General features: G+C 40.3%; 16 protein-coding genes. 8 read left to right on the top strand and 8 right to left on the bottom strand.

Annotation, left to right across the window (positions count from 1 at the left end; all coding sequences use genetic code 11):
* Positions 1–527 precede the first annotated feature (527 nt).
* Together hemN and HEQ19_31055 are read left to right on the top strand one after the other, a co-directional pair.
* On the top strand, positions 528–1,910 hold the full coding sequence (gene hemN, locus HEQ19_15320; protein ID WYM00680.1) for an oxygen-independent coproporphyrinogen III oxidase: 1,383 nt from the start codon (positions 528–530) through the stop codon (positions 1,908–1,910).
* 231 nt (positions 1,911–2,141) lie between these two features.
* A complete protein-coding gene (locus HEQ19_31055; protein WZI66922.1) occupies positions 2,142–2,978 on the top strand; it encodes a hypothetical protein in 837 nt (278 codons plus the stop codon).
* On the opposite strand, the gene HEQ19_15310 is transcribed toward HEQ19_31055, so the two are convergent.
* The 3 genes from HEQ19_15310 to fraC are packed head-to-tail and all read right to left on the bottom strand — an operon-like array spanning position 2,947 to position 5,403.
* Entirely contained in the window at positions 2,947–3,726 is a 780-nt protein-coding gene (locus HEQ19_15310; GenBank protein ID WYM00679.1) for an ABC transporter permease subunit, read from the bottom strand. The genes HEQ19_31055 and HEQ19_15310 overlap by 32 nt on opposite strands.
* Before the next feature lie 46 nt (positions 3,727–3,772).
* Positions 3,773–4,813, bottom strand: coding sequence for a septal junction protein FraD (fraD, locus tag HEQ19_15305; GenBank protein ID WYM00678.1), 1,041 nt, complete (start codon positions 4,811–4,813; stop codon positions 3,773–3,775).
* A gap of 44 nt (positions 4,814–4,857) precedes the next feature.
* Positions 4,858–5,403, bottom strand: coding sequence for a filament integrity protein FraC (fraC, locus tag HEQ19_15300; protein ID WYM00677.1), 546 nt, complete (start codon positions 5,401–5,403; stop codon positions 4,858–4,860).
* 234 nt (positions 5,404–5,637) lie between these two features.
* On the opposite strand from fraC, the gene HEQ19_15295 reads away from it, so the two are divergent.
* The 3 genes from HEQ19_15295 (at position 5,638) to HEQ19_15285 (ending at position 7,667) form a co-directional block, all read left to right on the top strand.
* Positions 5,638–6,774 carry a cob(I)yrinic acid a,c-diamide adenosyltransferase gene (locus HEQ19_15295; protein ID WYM00676.1) on the top strand — a complete coding sequence of 379 codons (1,137 nt, stop codon included), beginning with the start codon at positions 5,638–5,640 and terminating at the stop codon, positions 6,772–6,774.
* 153 nt (positions 6,775–6,927) lie between these two features.
* A complete protein-coding gene (locus tag HEQ19_15290) occupies positions 6,928–7,344 on the top strand; it encodes a XisH family protein (GenBank protein WYM00675.1) in 417 nt (138 codons plus the stop codon).
* Positions 7,332–7,667: a XisI protein gene (locus tag HEQ19_15285; GenBank protein ID WYM00674.1), complete on the top strand. Its 336-nt coding sequence runs from the start codon at positions 7,332–7,334 to the stop codon at positions 7,665–7,667. Before HEQ19_15290 ends, HEQ19_15285 begins: the two co-directional genes overlap by 13 nt.
* A 7-nt stretch (positions 7,668–7,674) precedes the next feature.
* Here HEQ19_15285 and HEQ19_15280 read toward each other — a convergent pair whose 3' ends face one another.
* The 4 genes from HEQ19_15280 to HEQ19_15265 all read right to left on the bottom strand — a co-directional run bounded on the left by HEQ19_15280 (position 7,675) and on the right by HEQ19_15265 (position 11,976).
* Positions 7,675–8,319 carry a Uma2 family endonuclease gene (locus tag HEQ19_15280; GenBank protein ID WYM00673.1) on the bottom strand — a complete coding sequence of 215 codons (645 nt, stop codon included), beginning with the start codon at positions 8,317–8,319 and terminating at the stop codon, positions 7,675–7,677.
* 268 nt (positions 8,320–8,587) lie between these two features.
* Complete coding sequence (locus tag HEQ19_15275) at positions 8,588–10,192, bottom strand: 2-isopropylmalate synthase (protein ID WYM00672.1); 1,605 nt, start codon at positions 10,190–10,192, stop codon at positions 8,588–8,590.
* A 61-nt stretch (positions 10,193–10,253) separates the two neighbouring features.
* The gene (locus HEQ19_15270) at positions 10,254–11,378 is read right to left on the bottom strand and encodes a transposase (protein ID WYM00671.1); all 1,125 of its coding nucleotides are present in this window, start codon (positions 11,376–11,378) and stop codon (positions 10,254–10,256) included.
* Between the two features lie 76 nt (positions 11,379–11,454).
* Positions 11,455–11,976, bottom strand: a complete 522-nt coding sequence (locus HEQ19_15265) for an NYN domain-containing protein (GenBank protein WYM00670.1) — start codon at positions 11,974–11,976, stop codon at positions 11,455–11,457.
* Positions 11,977–12,413: 437 nt separating this feature from the next.
* On the opposite strand from HEQ19_15265, the gene HEQ19_15260 reads away from it, so the two are divergent.
* From HEQ19_15260 to HEQ19_15250, 3 genes are all read left to right on the top strand, one after another.
* Positions 12,414–12,806 carry a hypothetical protein gene (locus tag HEQ19_15260; protein ID WYM00669.1) on the top strand — a complete coding sequence of 131 codons (393 nt, stop codon included), beginning with the start codon at positions 12,414–12,416 and terminating at the stop codon, positions 12,804–12,806.
* 318 nt (positions 12,807–13,124) lie between these two features.
* Positions 13,125–15,464 (top strand): CHASE2 domain-containing serine/threonine-protein kinase, encoded by a 2,340-nt coding sequence (locus HEQ19_15255; protein WYM00668.1) that lies wholly within the window; start codon positions 13,125–13,127, stop codon positions 15,462–15,464.
* Positions 15,465–15,584: 120 nt separating this feature from the next.
* Positions 15,585–16,709, top strand: coding sequence for a transposase (locus tag HEQ19_15250; protein ID WYM00667.1), 1,125 nt, complete (start codon positions 15,585–15,587; stop codon positions 16,707–16,709).
* 158 nt (positions 16,710–16,867) lie between these two features.
* Here the strand turns inward: HEQ19_15250 and HEQ19_15245 are convergent, their stop codons facing one another.
* On the bottom strand, positions 16,868–18,259 hold the full coding sequence (locus tag HEQ19_15245; protein WYM00666.1) for a malic enzyme-like NAD(P)-binding protein: 1,392 nt from the start codon (positions 18,257–18,259) through the stop codon (positions 16,868–16,870).
* Positions 18,260–18,268: the final 9 nt, after the last annotated feature.

Here is an 18,268-nt window from a genome sequence, read left to right as displayed (position 1 = left end):
CCTGGTATAAAACCGGGGTGTTAGCAATGTTTCCTGAACAGGCGCTTTAATCCCTGGTTTCAGTAACTCAGGTTCTGGCGTTTCCACAGATTTAACCATGAGAATTCTGGAATATTTTTTCCTTTTACAGTTATATAACCATAAATGGGTACCGCGATACAATATAGCGTTTCTCGCCCTAGTGAGGTACATCGGTAAGGGCACGGCAGTGCCGTGCCCCTACATCGCGTGATACAATTTTGTACCTCATCTGAATAGGAAGTGCTATAGCTCAATTTCAGAATTGAGAAAATATTGTATAGCTTGGGTTGATCAGGCTGGTAATCCTGATATAACAACAAGTTTTCTGGCCGTAGTGAGAACGACAACAATATAAAGAAATTTTAATATCTTTATAGTTATAAAAAGATTAATAGTTAAAGTGAGTGCTAAGTTGGGAGTCAAGAATCAAGAGTTATCCCCCCGCTCCCCCTTTTCCCATCTCGCGACAAAACCGACAGGATAGCGTGATTACCTCGGAGGATTTAATGGTTTTTCTATTACCTGGTGTGAAGTTTGATCTAGATATGATCAAAAAGTATGATAAATCCGCACCGAGATACACTAGTTACCCACCGGCGACTGAATTAAGCGAAGCATTTACTACCAGCGATTTTCACGCTGCGATCGCCGCCTCAAATCAAAGAAAAACCCCCCTTTCTTTGTATTTCCACATACCATTTTGTCAGAGTGCTTGCTATTTCTGCGGCTGTAATACGGTAATTTCTAATAACAAGAATATTGCCAAGCCTTACTTAGATAAATTGGTTCGAGAAATTCAGCACACTTCAACTTTAATCGATCCAAATCGCCAAGTGCTGCAGATTCACTGGGGTGGTGGTACTCCTAATTACTTGGAACTTGAGCAGGTAGAATTCTTGTGGAAAAATATCACCAAACACTTCACTATCGATCCACAAGCAGAAATTTCGATAGAGATTAATCCCCGCTATGTCGATAGAAACTACATTTTATTTCTCAGACAGATTGGGTTTAACCGGATTAGTTTTGGTATCCAGGATTTTAATCGCGAAGTACAAGTAGCGGTGAATCGTGTCCAGCCAGAAGAAATGCTGTTTGATGTCATGAGTTGGATTAAAGAAGCCCAGTTTGAAAGTGTGAATGTAGACTTAATTTATGGTCTACCGCATCAAACACTCCAGACATTTAGGGAAACAGTTAAAAAGACTGTTGCTTTAGATCCTAACAGAATTGTGGTCTTTAACTTTGCTTATATTCCGTGGATAAAACCCGCACAAAAAAATATTCCAGAAGATGCACTACCAAGTCCACAAGCAAAGCTAGAAATTCTGAAAATGACCATTGAAGAACTGACGAATAATCAGTATCTATTTATTGGGATGGATCATTTTGCTAAAGCAGATGATGAATTAGCGATCGCCCAACGCAATGGCACCCTCAAACGCAACTTCCAAGGCTACACCACCCACGCTGAAACGGAATTGTTTGGTTTTGGTGCGACATCCATTAGTATGTTAGAAGATGCCTATGCTCAAAACCACAAGCAATTAAAAGATTATTATCAGGCAATTGATACGGGTGTGTTACCAACTAGTAAAGGCATCAAACTGAATCAGGATGATATTATCAGACGTGATGTAATTATGTCTATTATGTCGCACTTTCAACTGCATAAGCCAGACATTGAAGACAAATATCACATCAAGTTTGATGAATATTTCGTCGAGGAACTAGAGGTATTGAAGCTTCTAGAAGCAGATGGACTGATAAATTTATCAACAAATCACATCCAAATCACAGATATTGGTAGATTGTTGGTGAGAAACATTGCTGTGATGTTTGACAACCATACAAAAACGCGAGAGAAACATTTCTCTCGTGCAATTTGAGGAACTAAAAACGCTGTAGCAATTTCCGCCTCCGGGGAAGTTACTACAGCGTTGAAGTTGTTAATATCTTAATAATTCTTTCATTACTCATTACTCATTACTCATTACTCATTACTCATTACTCATTACTCATTACTCATTACTCATTACTCATTACTCATTACTCATTACTCATTACTCATTACTCATTACTCATTACTCATTACTCATTACTCATTACTCATTACTCATTTGTCATTACTCATTACTCATTACTCATTTGTCATTACTCATTACTCATTACTCATTACTCATTACTCATTACTCATTACTCATTACTCATTACTCATTACTCATTACTCATTACTCATTACTCATTACTCATTACTCATTACTCATTACTCATTACTCATTACTCATTACTCATTACTCATTACTCATTACTCATTACTCATTACTCATTTGTCATTACTCATTACTCATTACTCATTACTCATTACTCATTACTCATTACTCATTACTCATTTGTCATTACTCATTTGTCATTACTCATTTGTCATTACTCATTACTCATTACTCATTACTCATTACTCATTACTCATTACTCATTACTCATTACTCATTACTCATTACTCATTACTCATTACTCATTACTCATTTGTCATTACTCATTACTCATTACTCATTACTCATTACTCATTACTCATTACTCATTACTCATTACTCATTACTCATTACTCATTACTCATTACTCATTACTCATTACTCATTACTCATTACTCATTACTCATTACTCATTACTCATTACTCATTTGTCATTACTCATTACTCATTACTCATTACTCATTACTCATTACTCATTACTCATTACTCATTACTCATTACTCATTACTCATTACTCATTACTCATTACTCATTACTCATTACTCATTACTCATTACTCATTACTCATTACTCATTACTCATTACTCATTACTCATTACTCATTACTCATTACTCATTACTCATTACTCATTACTCATTACTCATTGTGGGTGGAGTTTTTCATTGGCAGTTTCTAAAACTCTCGTTGTGAGAAAATCAGAATAGCGATCGCTAACAGTATGACACTGTATAGCAAGCCATAACCAGCATTAGTTATTAATGCAGTTGTATCAGGTAAGGCTTGGAGACCATAAACGGCATGATTTTTTAAATTTAATCGCGAGAAATCTGGCAAAATCAGATACAAACCTTGGGTGAGGCGTTCGATGTTAGAGTTGCGGGTGAGATGACCAAATTTTAATAAATCTTGAGTTATATTACCCATTAAATACACCGCAAATGTTAAAGCTATTGCTAATAGTGAATTCGTAAAAACACCGAAAGTAATAGCTACAGCAGTGATTAATGTCATCTGCAAGAATAAGAAAATTACCGCAATTAAAATGCTCACCGTGGGATGAGGAATAGCACCAAATTGCAAAAATCCGAGATAAATTGCTGTCATGATGCTGACGAGTACAGCTAGCACCGCTGATAATCCCAAGTATTTACCAGTGATAAATTCACTGCGACTAACAGGTTTAGCAATTAACACCAAAATAGTACGTTTTTCAATTTCTTTATTAACCAGTCCTGTACCTACAAAAATAGCAACAATTAAGCTAATTATATTCATCGCCACTATACCAAAGTCTAAAAACATTTTGTCTTCGGTATTGGCGGAAAATTCAGGAAGTAGCCGAAAAGCAGCCGCCAGTATCAGCGCATAAAAGCCGATAATATAAAGGATGCGATCGCGTATCACTTCCTGAAATACATTCCTTGCTAGGACAAAAATTCTGCCAAAATTCATTGCAATTTAGTCAGTTGTCAGTTGTCAGTTGTCAGTTGTCACTTCTTCAGCGTTGTGGTGGAGGTGGTCCGATCATAGGTTTACTGATGCGACCACACTCAATTTCTGCAATGATGGGTATCTCATCTGGCTTGTTGGTGCTGAAAGTTTTTGTCCTGTCTGCTATTGGTCGAATCTGACAAGACTTTTTGAGATAATACCCGCGTGGGTTAGAACTAGGCCCAGTCCAAATACTGAATATGTCTAGTGTGTACTCATCTTTTTTCTGAGGATTAGGAGTTGATATACGCCGTTCAATCCGCCATAATTCCTTTTCGTCATAGTTCTTCAGGCGGTTATCTAACATTACTATCTGGTTGAGATTATCAAGATTTTTCTTGGAATTTTGTAGCCATTTCTCCACCTGTGACCAAGGTTGTTTAGATACTCTTTGTTCTACTAGTTGTTCAATTCTGTCGAGAATCACAGCACCGTTACCCACGTTTTTGTTTGGCGGCTCAACTCTAATTACCAATGTGCTGCGTTGAAAATTATCTGACAGCGAAGTGGGATATTCTTTAGCCCAATTATTCGTCACGAAGTATAAGTTAATCCAGCAACTTAGCAGCATACAACTGCCCACTAAGACTAACAGTTTTTGGCGGGCTTCTGGTTTCGGAATCTGAGCTTTGGAATCAGTACCAGTCCCTTCAAAAAATTCGGGAATTGCGGTAATTAATGCTGAGAATGTCGGCCAAAGCACGATTGTTCCTGGTGTAACTCCAGTTTGCTCATTTCCTAAAGCAAAAACACTGAGTAAGAATCCTGTGATTACTGCTCCTACCGGCATAAAAGTACCAGGAACCCTTAACGGATCATCAGTGGTATACCAAGCTGTACCGGCAATTAAAAATAACCAACCGCAAAATGCAATCATATCATTTATAGGAGCAGTGGCAAAAAATGAGAGTGCCCAAGAAAAAACACTCAAATAAATAAGCATCTGCCACGAATATGCTTTTTTCGGCCATAATTTTTCTTGGATTCCCTTGAAAAAGTCTTGAACGAATTTGAATATACCTAATACATCTTTAAACAAGGCGTCCATACTTTAACCTCTCCTGTTACTATGTCCATCACAATGAATCATATCTAGCGACTAGCGCCAATCAACAAAATAATAGTGATAGCACTATAGCTCAGTGAATTGGCGATTAACGTAGCAGTCACTAAATTTGTATTCTGAATTTTAAACTTGATCAACCGACGGCGTTGTCTTCGTTGAGTTTCTGTAGTTTCTTCTTCGTTTTTCGCTTTTCCTGCTTCTGGGTCTAAGACGAGCAAGAGAACTTTTAAGATAAAGAATTTAACCAGGAAAGTTGCAAAGAAAATTATAAAGGCTGTGACAATAACTAAACTTTGGGTGCTTGGTTTAAAATTATTGAAAAATACATACTTAATTAACTCAGATTTTAACTGTACTGGCAAAATTGGCTCTAGGAGAAAGAATACAATCCAACCAATCACGCTGGAAAAGAGATTAGCCGATATAGCATAAAAAATGCTCGTCTTTTTGTCAAATAGCAGCCGGGTATTCAAAACATACGCTTCTACCGGGATGGCAATCAGCACAAATAAAAAGTCAAACAAAACTGCACCGAGGGGTACAATACTGGGAACTGTCCAATTTTCAAACATAAACCTTCAACGGTAAGGGTTAACTTTAGAGAGTATAACTGGGATAGTGGGGGTGATGGGGGCAATTATCTCATTGTTCTTGCCCTTTGCCATGTTGGTGTGCCACTATTCTGCTATTTAGATTATTAATACATTGCGCTCTCTAGTGTACCTAGGTGCTGGGTGAGCTTATCTGGCTGATAGTACAACAGGTTCGGTAAGATAAAAGACTGCCATATAAGAGCTTTTCGAGAGATGACAAGGAACGGTATCGGTATTCGCACGGCGCAAGTGCGTCCTGAACGCCTCACTGGTCAAATTCACGTCTACGATGGTGCGGGGAAAGGAAAGTCCCAAGCGGCTTTAGGGGTGGTTTTGCGCTCGATTGGCTTGGGGATAAATGCACCCAGCAATTCCAATCGCGTCTTATTATTGCGATTTCTCAAAGGACCAGAACGTGATTATGATGAAGATGGGGCAATTACTGCTTTACAGCGGGGGTTTCCACATTTAATTGACCAGGTTCGCACTGGGAGAGCAGAATTTTTTGGCGCAGAGGAAGTTACCCCCTTTGACTGTGCGGAAGCTTCGCGGGGTTGGGATGTAGCTAAAGGTGCGATCGCCTCTGGGTTATATTCAGTTGTGGTTATGGATGAAATTAACCCCGTCCTCGATTTGGGTTTACTCCCAGTCGATGAGGTCGTACAAACACTCAAATCTAAACCCCAGGAGTTGGAAATTATTGCTACTGGACGTGCGGCGCCGCAAAAGTTGCTGGATATTGCGGATTTGCATTCAGAAATGAAACCCCAGGACCACCCAACGGCTAAAGCATTGTTGATTGAGGGAATCGAAATTTACACTGGTGCTGGTAAAGGTAAATCTACCAGCGCTTTGGGTAAGGCGCTCAAAGCCATAGGTCGGGGAATTAATCACCCAGGATCTACCAGGGTATTGATTATGCAATGGCTCAAAGGTGGTAGTGGCTACACAGAAGATGCTGCGATCGCCGCTTTGCAACAATCATATCCCGAAGTCGTCGATCATCAACGCTGTGGTCGAGACGCTATTGTCTGGCGCAATTCCCGCCAAGAATTGGACTACGTAGAAGCTGAGAGGGGTTGGGAAATCGCCAAAACAGCGATCGCCTCTGGATTGTATAAAACTATCATCCTTGATGAACTCAATCCCACTGTTGACCTGGAATTACTCCCCGTTGAACCCATTGTTCAAGCTTTACTTCGCAAACCCCGCGATACAGAAGTTATTATCACTGGTCGCTGTCAACATCAACCCGCATATTTTGACTTAGCTAGTGTTCACTCCGAGGTTTACTGTCATAAACACTATGCTAATCACGGTGTAGAACTCAAACGTGGAGTTGATTTTTAAATTTATCAAGGGTCAGGGGTCAAGGGTCAAATGACAAATGATCAATGACCCTGAACTCTTAGTTATCATGAATCGCGGATTACTGAAACCAGAAAGCAATTAGGGATTCTGAGAAAGCATAGCGGTGTAAAAAATCCTTTATAATACGAAATCATGCCAGCCAGAGATATCTTTCACAACGCAGTCAAACGGGGTCTAGAAAAAGATGGGTGGAAAATCACCCATGATCCCTTACCCGTCAGTTTTGAATTAGGAGATATGTATATCGACTTGGGAGCAGAAAAAATCTTAGCAGCAGAAAGAGAGGGTGAAAAAATTGCTGTAGAAGTTAAGAGTTTTTTTAAAACATCTGCAATCTCTGAATTTCACACAGCTTTAGGACAGTTTATTAACTATCGACTAGCATTATCAGAACAAGAACCAGACCGTACTCTTTATTTAGCAGTTCCCATCGATACATACACTTCATTCTTCACCATCAGACTTGTACAGAATATTATTAAAACATATCAGCTTAAATTGATTACTTATCAGCCTGTAACGGAGAATATTGTCGAATGGATAAAATAACACAATACCAACAAATAATTGAGCAACTTCTTCAAGAGTATGCTGGAATTGCTAATTCAGACACCGAAATTGAGACACAATTAATTTTTGATACAGAACGTCACCATTACCAACTTGTAAATGTAGGTTGGAAAAATCAGCGCCGTGTTTATGGTTGTTTTTTGCATATAGACATCAAAGATGGCAAAGTTTGGTTACAACACAACGGTACAGAAAATGAAGTAGGAGAAGATTTGGCAAATTTAGGTATCCCCAAGCAGGATATAGTCATCGGCTTTCATTCACCGTTCAAGCGCCAATTTACAGATTATGCTGTAGGTTAAATATCAACTACTCAGGTAAAAAGTCTTCAAGCCAATTTCTAAAAGCTTGAATTGCTTGGCTGCTACCAACAACTTGACTTTGCTGGACATATTGATTTACTAACTCAATTATCGGCATATCTGGAAAAGTAGGACTAAAATTTGACTCTACATATTTTCCACCTTGCAAGACGTTAATTTGTAAGCCTTGTTTTCCATATCGCCAAAGTTCTGGTACTCCCAAAATTTGGTAATTATCCAATTGCGTGCGAGAAGTTAAATCAATTTCTATGGCTAAGTCTGGGGGTGGGTCTACACTTAAATTTATGCGATTTTTACCAATAACCGCCGCTTGATTTTGAATGTAAAAACAAGTATCCGGTTCTACTCCCTGACTCATTTTTTCACTTTTTAAGGTGGTTGAACCTAAAGCATCATAATTGATACTTAGTTCATTCAGTAAAATTTTGACTATATCGCCAATAATTTCTTTGGCTTTTTCATGTTCGGGTAAGGGAACCATAATTTCTAAAGAACCATGACTATAAGAAATTCTGGCGGCGCGATGTTGTCCCAATTCCGCTAAAATATTTTCAAATTGCTGCCAGCTAACGTCCTCAAGTAACAGTTGCTGTCCCGGTTGAATCCTCAATTGTCTTAACTCTAAAAGCATAAAGATTCATCCAACTCTTTTACTACAATATATCTCTTGTTCTTAAAGCAATTCAATCGACTTTAATTAATAATTAAACACGCTACACACGCCAGAGCCAACTTTAGAAGATCCAATTTATAGCTTGTAGCAGCGCTACCCTTTAGCGCTATAGCGTTTCCCGTCCTAGTGCGGTACACCCGTAGGGAACATTGCCGTGCCCCTACACCTAGCGATATAATCTTGTACCTCATCTGAATGAGAAGCGCTATACTACATACATTAACCATCAACCATCAACAGTTTTAACTGTTTCTTGCTTGCCTTTATTTTGCAATGAAGCATACAATCTATTCAGTGCATTTACGTAAGCTTGCGCCGATGCCACAATGATATCTGTGTTGGCGGCGTGACCAGAAAACACCCTAGATTCATGGCGCAGACGGATGGTTACTTCCCCAATGGCATCAATACCAGCTGTTACCGACTGTACGGAGAACTCAATTAACTGGTTGGGGACGTTTACCACGCGGTTAATTGCCTTATAAACCGCATCTACTGGACCAGTACCAATCGCCGCATCTGTTAATTCATCGCCCTCTGGAGTCCGCAGGGTGACGGTAGCCGTAGGTTTGGCGTTGCTACCACAGGAAACTTGCACCAACTCTACACGGAACAAATCCGGTGCTTGTTGGATTTCGTCATTCACAATGGCTTCCAAGTCCCAATCAGAAATTTCTTTCTTTTTGTCGGCTACTTCTTTAAATTTGACGAAGGCTTTATTTAATTCGGTGTCCGACAGTTCAAAGCCCAATTCTCGCAAGCGGGTACCGAAGGCGTTTCTTCCCGAATGTTTACCCAAAACGATTTGATTGTCTGCCAAACCAATCAATTGGGCATCCATAATTTCATAGGTGAGCTTATTTTTCAACACCCCATCTTGGTGTATACCAGATTCATGGGCAAAGGCATTCGCCCCGACAATTGCTTTATTTGGTTGCACTAGCATTCCCGTCAAATTGGAAACTAGGCGTGAAGTTTTGTAAATTTGCCTGGTGTCGATATTCGTCAGCGGTTGTTCCGATTCGGCTGGGCGTCCAAAGAAGGGATTAAAATATTGTCTGCGGACGTGCAATGCCATGACTAATTCTTCTAAAGCAGCATTTCCTGCCCGTTCGCCAATACCGTTGATGGTACATTCCAATTGTCTGGCACCATTTTTCACCGCTTCCAAGAAGTTAGCAACTGCCAAGCCTAAATCATTATGTCCATGTACAGAAATAATTGCTTTGTCGATGTTGGGGACATTTTCGACAATCCCCTTAATTATACCTCCAAATTCGCTGGGGGTTGTATATCCTACCGTATCAGGAATATTAACTGTTGTTGCACCGGCGGCGATTACTCGCTCTAACACTTGGTAAAGAAATTCCGGATCAGATCTGCCTGCATCTTCGGGAGAAAATTCTACATCATCTGTGAAAGTTTTCGCATAAGCCACCATTTCTTCAGCGATCGCCAATACTTCTGATTTCGTCTTTTTCAGCTTGTATTGCAGGTGAATATTAGATGTAGCCAGAAATGTATGAATTCTCCCACGAGCCGCTGGTTTTATGGCTTCGGCGGCCGCTTTGATATCATCATGTCTAGCTCTGGCCAAACTACAAATCACAGGTCCTTCTTGGGTGCCGACAATTTGCGCGATTTTGTTGACTGCTTCAAAATCTCCAGGACTGGCAAAGGCAAAACCTGCCTCAATTATATCCACACCCAGACGCGCCAGTTGCTTGGCAATCACTAGCTTTTCGTCTATATTCAGGGTCGCTCCTGGACATTGCTCTCCATCCCGCAGTGTCGTATCAAAAATGATGATCCGCTCTGGCTTGCTTGTCATTTTCTTCTGCTCCTTACCTTTTTGACATACTCCCCGCCCTAAAAGGGCGGAGATTCTGGAGTCAAACAGCAATTGCTGGCATGGCCAGTCTAACATCACCTAACCCAATGGTTGATGCCCCAACCATTTGAATATTTCTCGCGGCGTTTTCATCACGTCCATTAATTGATTGACAAGATGGACAACGCCACTGTCTTATGGATAAATCTAGATTCTCTAAAATATGCCCACAATGAGAACACGTTTTACTAGATGGATACCATTGATCTATATAAACAAGTTGTTTGTTTTTCTTTTTAGTTACCCATGACAATATTTGGATAAATTCTCCAAAAGCTACATCTGATATTTTTCTACCCCAAAGACGTTGCATACCTTTGAGGTTTAGGGTTTCAAAACATAAAACATCAAACTTGTCTGTCAATTCATGAGCTAATTTCCAGAACCAATCACGTCTGCGGTTACAAACATTTTCATGTTGACGAACTAAATTTTTTCTAGCTCTTTCACGATTATTTGACCGTTTTACCTTTTTGGAGTGGTTCTTACTAGCTTTCCTAATAGCATTCAGAGATTGCTTAAGAAATTGTGGAGAATCAATTAAAGTTCCATCAGAGCAAGTTAGAAATGTCTTCAATCCGAAATCAAACCCCGCTATTTTACCAGTCGTTGATTTAATTTCTGGTTTTAATTCATTATTAACTACAATCACCATAAATAACTCACCTAGTGCAGTGCGTTTAATGGTTAATGTTTTGATTTTGCCCTCTACCTCTCTTGATTTCCAAAATTGATAAACTCGATTGGCAATTTTAATTCTATTCCCATTTAAGAGTTTATAACCTGCTTGTTTAAGCGTGAATGATTTGTATTTCTTAACCTTTTTAAAATTCGGTGGTCTGACTCCTTTCTTATTATGTTTAAAAAATAATTGGTAGGCTTTCTCTATGCGTTGACAGATATCTTGCACTGTTTGAGAACCTATTGATTGCCAAAATTGATGACGTTTTCTTAATTTGGCAATATGAGACTGGAGTTTTGCACAGTTTAAGTGTTTGCTCCACATGCTTTCGTACCGTTTATGTAGAGCAATACAATGGTTATAGATCACCCCTGCGGCGTTGATCATCCGTTTCAGGTGTCTATTCCTTTTGTGTTCGTACAGCTTAAACTTTCGTGTAATCATGGCAATATTATATCAAAATCGCCCTAGAAGGGCGAGGCTTTAAACCCATTTCTTTGGTAAATAATTGTTAAGGGTACTAACCTTCTGTTTTTTCTATGGAGTCTCGTATATCATTTAAGTCAATATATCTATCCGTTGCATTACGTAATTCTCTGGCTATCATCCCCTCTGTTGATACTACGGTAATATGCGTATTCTTGGAACGTAATAATTCAATTGCTCTTTCAAAATCTCCATCGCCACTAAATAAAACTACTCTATCGTATTGATCTACTGTATTAAACATATCTACAACAATTTCAATATCTAAATTAGCTTTTTGGGAGTAGCGACCCGATGAGTCATCATAATATTCCTTGAGGATCTTAGTTCGGACTGTATATCCCAGACTGATTAAAGCATCCCTAAAACCTCGTTGATCTTGTGGGTCTTTTAAGCCAGTATACCAAAAGGCATTAATTAAGGTTGTTTCTGATTGCTCGTTTTTGAAGTATTCTAAGACTCGCCTTGGGTCAAAAAACCAGCCATTTTTTTGTTGAGCATAGAACATATTGTTTCCGTCTACAAAAATAGACAGACGATTCATTGGAGAACCCATAGAAAAATACACCTAAATAATAGAAAAAATTTAAGAGGGAACACTAGATTATAGCAATTCTCAAATGACAAATTTGCTAATATCTATAAAGTATATATTCATGTATAGCTTTTATCTTACCTCTTTCATTGGATAAAATTAGTTGAAAAAATGGAGTAAATATGCTGGGTGGTGAACATTTTTCATTTCAGACGCGCACAAATTGTACCCCATGATCAAAATCTACCAATAAAATTGACTAAATAACAGCATTCTTGGCTAGATAACAGTTAAGTTTACCCCTAAAGATGTATAGCATAAGTCCTAGACTAGGATGTAGGCTGATACCCATCTATAGGTTGGTTGTACCATCAACAACAGGACACGCTTTTTGATGGGCAACAATATTGCACCATAGGCAGAAGCTAACCAAAACACGGGTTCTGAAGACCTACTCTGTGGGCACATATATTTTCCGCTATGGTGGTCAAGGGTTAAGGGTCAAAGGTCAAGGGTTAAGGGTCAAGGGTCAAGGGTTAAGGGTCAAGGGTCAAGGGTTAAGGGTCAAGGGTCAAGGGTTAAGGGTCAAAGGTCAAGGGTCAAGGGTCAAGGGTCAAGGGTCAAGGGTCAAAGGTCAAGATTTTTTGGACTTTGGACTTTGGACTTTGGACTTTGGACTTTGGACTTTGGACTTTGGACTTTGGACTTTGGACTTTGGACTTTGGACTTTGGACTTTGGACTTTGGACTTTGGACTTTGGACTTTGGACTTTGGACTTTGGACTTTGGACTTTGGACTTTGGACTTTGGACTTTGGACTTTGGACTCTTGACCACCCTTGACAGAGCTTAGTTCAAGTGGAGAACCACAGGAGCGTACCTGTACCTGTGAAGTAAGGTAGAATCTGGCTATCAGCAAGTGCTAAGGTCGAGCATCTCAGGCTCAAATCCTGGGAACCATGAGTGCTTCTGACTCCCAGAACTAAATTAGGCTGTGTTTATATGAAAAATTTCGGTCAAAACCGGTTTGACAACGCAAGTTAGCTGAGAAATCAAGGACAATTTACAAATGTATAAGATTTTCATTTAAGTCTAATTGAAGTCTGATTCCACTAAAACGGGGTCTGAATAAATAAAAGCATTGTACTTAAATCAATCATTAAATCATGATATGGCAGAAGAACCTATATCTACATTAACCACAAATTATGTCTCTGCTGCCAATAGAAGGTCAATAAAACCAACAAAAGCAACTTCCACAGCATCGGCACACCATTCTCGGCTAATGACTGGCTTGGGTCATCTGCTGACTGGTGGGGTGGTAATCGGAGCAGCACTACTGACAGCTTCAGGGGTAGGCTTGGTTCACTTGCTAGAAAATCAGGCAATTTGCAGTTTTTTTCTACTGCGTGGACCAGTTGCGCCTCCCGAAGAAATCGTGATTTTGGCAATTGACAATCAGTCAATTTCACTCCCCGAACAGTACTATAAAGCAAATCCACAACAGTATGCTTACCTGGAATCACTGAAATCTTTCCCGTTTAAACGTGCTGCATACGCCCAGGTTATCGAAAAGTTGATGCAGGCTGGTGCCCGTTCTGTCGCCTTGGATGTGGTTTTTGATAGTGAAAGTAGTTACGGTACTGCCGACGATCGCCAATTACAACGCACATTACAACAGTATGGTAGCAAAGTTACCTTAGCGGCAGTTTATGAAGATTCCCTGACACACCAAGGCATTTTCACCCAACTCAAGCAACCACAACCAATGTTTCGCACCGAGTCGGTGTCCATAGGTACGGTGAATTTTCCTTTAGAGGTTGACGGGAAAATTCACCGATTAGCGAGCGAATATAACAAATTATTAGCCCAAAATGATACCTTCATCGATAAAATTCCCGCCTTTGAAGAAGCAGTGCTAAATGGCGCCCAAATAAAATATCCTCGACCCAAGGGCGATCGCATTTATTTTTTCGGACCAGCCCAAACATTTAAAATCATTCCCTTGTGGTACGTACTCGACCCACCAAACTGGAACAACTATTTACAACAGGGAAAGGTGTTCCAAGATAAAATCGTGCTGATAGGCGCCACAGCCAAGTTAGGCAATGATTATTATGCCGTAGCCACTGTCAACGACTGGTTGTATCCTGAACCCATGTCAGGCGTAGAAATTCACGCCAATGCGATCGCCACTTTGATGACAGGTAAAACACTTGGACAAGGAATTACCAGTTTACCCTGGCGCGGTTTGTTTGTACTTGTCCTCGTCGGCGGTAAAGTCCTAATCTTGACCAGAACCAAGTCCGGGATAAGTAGATTGATATCTAGCATCGCCCTTGCCAGTATTTGGGCAGGCATTAGCTATATCTTATTTTTATCAGCTGAGTTAATTTTCCCCACAACTGTGCCCATCGCAGCGATCATTCTCGGCGGATTTGCTTATTTGGGAACCGACTTCGCCAAGGAAAGCATCAAAAAACGCCAATTAGTCGATATTTTTCAGAAATATAAATCTTCCCCCATTGTCCAAGAGATTATCAGCCAACAACATGACCTCCACAACCTACTCCAGCAACGAGATTTAGCAGTCGCGGGAAACATCCTCAGCGGACGCTACAAAATTCTCCAGGTTCTCGGTTCCGGTGGATTCAGCGAAACCTACATTGCTGAAGATACCCAACGTCCAGGAAACCCCCTATGTGTGGTCAAACAGCTAAAACCAGCTAACACCAAATCTAGAGACCTCGAACTCGCCAGACGTTTATTTAACTCAGAAGCCCAAACCCTGGAAAAATTGGGCATATATCACCAAATACCTCAGCTTTTAGCTTATTTTGAAGAAGACACAGAGTTTTATTTAATTCAAGAATATATAGTTGGACATCCTCTGAGTCAGGAACTCCCATCAGGTAAAACCCTTGATGAAACTTCAGTGATCGAAATTTTGCGGGACTTATTGCAAACCTTAGCATTTGTCCATCAAAACGGCGTCATTCACCGAGATATTAAACCTAGCAATATCATCCGCCGTCAGTCAGACTCAAAGTTGGTACTTATTGACTTTGGCGCCGTCAAAGAAGTCACCACCCCGCAAATAGAAAATTCTGAAGACACCCCCTTTACCATCGGGATTGGAACTAAAGGTTATGCACCAAACGAGCAATGTTTTGGACGTCCCCAATACAATAGTGACATCTATGCACTCGGTATGATTGCAATTAAAGCCTTAACCGGTATATCTCCTCACGAGTTTAATCGAGATGCAAATGAAGAATTGAAATGGAGAAATCAAGCATTAGTCAGCCACCCCCTAGCAGAAATTATCAGTAAAATGGTGCGGGAAGACTATAAAAAGCGCTATCAGTCTGTATCAGAAGTCATAGACGCACTCGATGAGTTAGTCAGTTTTCAACACAGAAAAGCTCTGTTAAAAACCGACTCACCAATCAATACTTTATCTTTAAACGATTCAGACACCCCCACCACACCTTGGGAAAAAGCATCTTAGTTGAACAGGGACTGGGGACTGGGAACCGTCCAAGAGGTTTTCATGTTTTGTTGTGGGATTTTACCAAAGAAATGGGTTTAAAGCCTCGCCCTTCTAGGGCGACTTTGATATAATATTGCCATGATTACACGAAAGTTTAAGTTGTACGAACACAAAAGGAATAGACACCTGAAACGGATGATCAACGCCGCAGGGGTGATTTATAACCATTGTATTGCCCTACATAAACGGTACTATCGCATGTGGGGCAAACACTTAAACTGTGCAAAACTCCAGTCTCATATTGCCAAATTAAGAAAACGTCATCAATTTTGGCAATCAATAGGTTATAAAGCAGTGCAAGATATCTGTCAACGCATAGAGAAAGCCTACCAATTATTTTTTAAACATAATAAGAAAGGAGTCAGACCACCGAATTTTAAAAAGGTTAAGAAATACAAATCATTCACGCTTAAACAAGCAGGTTATAAACTCTTAAATGGGAATAGAATTAAAATTGCCAATCGAGTTTATCAATTTTGGAAATCAAGAGAGGTAGAGGGCAAAATCAAAACATTAACCATTAAACGCACTGCACTAGGTGAGTTATTTATGGTGATTGTAGTTAATAATGAATTAAAACCAGAAATTAAATCAACGACTGGTAAAATAGCGGGGTTTGATTTCGGATTGAAGACATTTCTAACTTGCTCTGATGGAACTTTAATTGATTCTCCACAATTTCTTAAGCAATCTCTGAATGCTATTAGGAAAGCTAGTAAGAACCACTCCAAAAAGGTAAAACGGTCAAATAATCGTGAAAGAGCTAGAAAAAATTTAGTTCGTCAACATGAAAATGTTTGTAACCGCAGACGTGATTGGTTCTGGAAATTAGCTCATGAATTGACAGACAAGTTTGATGTTTTATGTTTTGAAACCCTAAACCTCAAAGGTATGCAACGTCTTTGGGGTAGAAAAATATCAGATGTAGCTTTTGGAGAATTTATCCAAATATTGTCATGGGTAACTAAAAAGAAAAACAAACAACTTGTTTATATAGATCAATGGTATCCATCTAGTAAAACGTGTTCTCATTGTGGGCATATTTTAGAGAATCTAGATTTATCCATAAGACAGTGGCGTTGTCCATCTTGTCAATCAATTAATGGACGTGATGAAAACGCCGCGAGAAATATTCAAATGGTTGGGGCATCAACCATTGGGTTAGGTGATGTTAGACTGGCCATGCCAGCAATTGCTGTTTGACTCCAGAATCTCCGCCCTTTTAGGGCGGGGAGTATGTCAACATGATTAGCCGACCTGAAAATAATACTTCGACCAATATCGATGTAGAATACAGATGCCCCATGCCCATTTTCATCTGTCCTGGTGTACGCCGGGAATGAAGGCTACTTAGTAATTAATTAACTTGCCGCGATCCCTTCTGTACGGGCTGCTTGTTGTACAGCTGCAGCTACAGAGGTAGCCACGCGCTCATCAAACACAGAAGGAATAATATGTTCCCGATTCAGGTCTGAAGGCTTGACTAAACAGGCGATCGCATTTGCGGCTTCCAGACACATTGTGGTAGTAATCGTCTTTGCCCGACAATCTAAAGCACCACGAAATACCCCAGGAAAAGCCAAGACGTTATTGATTTGATTTGGGTAGTCGCTGCGACCTGTAGCAATCACAGCCACATCTTTGGTGATTAATTCTGGCTGAATTTCGGGAATTGGATTTGCCATTGCAAACACAATTGCGTCTTTCGCCATCGATTGTACCATTTCTGGTGTCAAAACTCCCGGTGCGCTCACACCGATAAATACATCTGCTCCTTGGGTCGCACCCGCCAGAGTACCCTGAGCTTTGACTGCAAATTCCCGCTTTTGTGCTGTCAAGTCGGTGCGACTGCTCGAGAGAATTCCTTTAGAGTCGCAAATCCAGATTTTTTCAGCCCCAGCTTTACGCAATAAGCGGGCGATCGCTATCCCTGCAGCCCCAGCACCGTTGATAACGATGCGGATGTCTGCTAGTGACTTATTTACTAGCTTCAGGGCGTTAAACAACGCTGCTAAGGTAACAATCGCTGTACCATGCTGGTCATCATGAAAAACGGGGATATCTAATTCTTCTCGCAGTCTCTGTTCAATTTCAAAGCAGCGCGGAGCTGCAATATCCTCTAAATTTACACCACCAAAAACCGGTGCGAGATTTTTCACTGTACGGACGATTTCATCGGTATCTTGAGTTGCCAAGCAGATAGGGAAGGCATCAATACCAGCAAATTCTTTAAATAACATTGCTTTACCTTCCATGACAGGAAGAGCGGCTGCTGCACCCAAATTTCCCAATCCTAAAACGGCACTACCATCAGTAACAATCGCCACAGTGTTTTTCTTGATAGTTAAGTTATAAACCTCTTCTGGATTTTGGGCGATCGCATGACAAATTCTGCCGACTCCGGGAGTATAAGCCATTGCCAAATCGGACACAGTTTTGAGGGTAATTCTGCTGACAATGCTGATTTTACCACCGCGATGCAAATTAAAGGTGCGGTCATAGACATTTATCACCTTAATATCTGGTAATGCTTTGACGGATTGCACAATGGTTTCAGCATGTTCGGTGCTAGCAGCATCAACACTAATATCGCGGGTGGACTCATTGCGAGTTTGCTCGATTAAATCGATTTGACCAAGATTACCACCATGAGCGGCGATCGCCTGCGTTACCGACGCCAACATCCCCACACGGTTGGGAATCTCCAAACGGAGTGTCACGCTAAAACTGGAATTAGGAGTTAGGTTTGCCATTTTGATTTG

It is taken from the genome of Gloeotrichia echinulata CP02, from assembly GCA_038087035.1.
GTDB lineage: Bacteria > Cyanobacteriota > Cyanobacteriia > Cyanobacteriales > Nostocaceae > Gloeotrichia > Gloeotrichia echinulata.
This window is presented reverse-complemented; position numbering and strand designations above follow the sequence as displayed.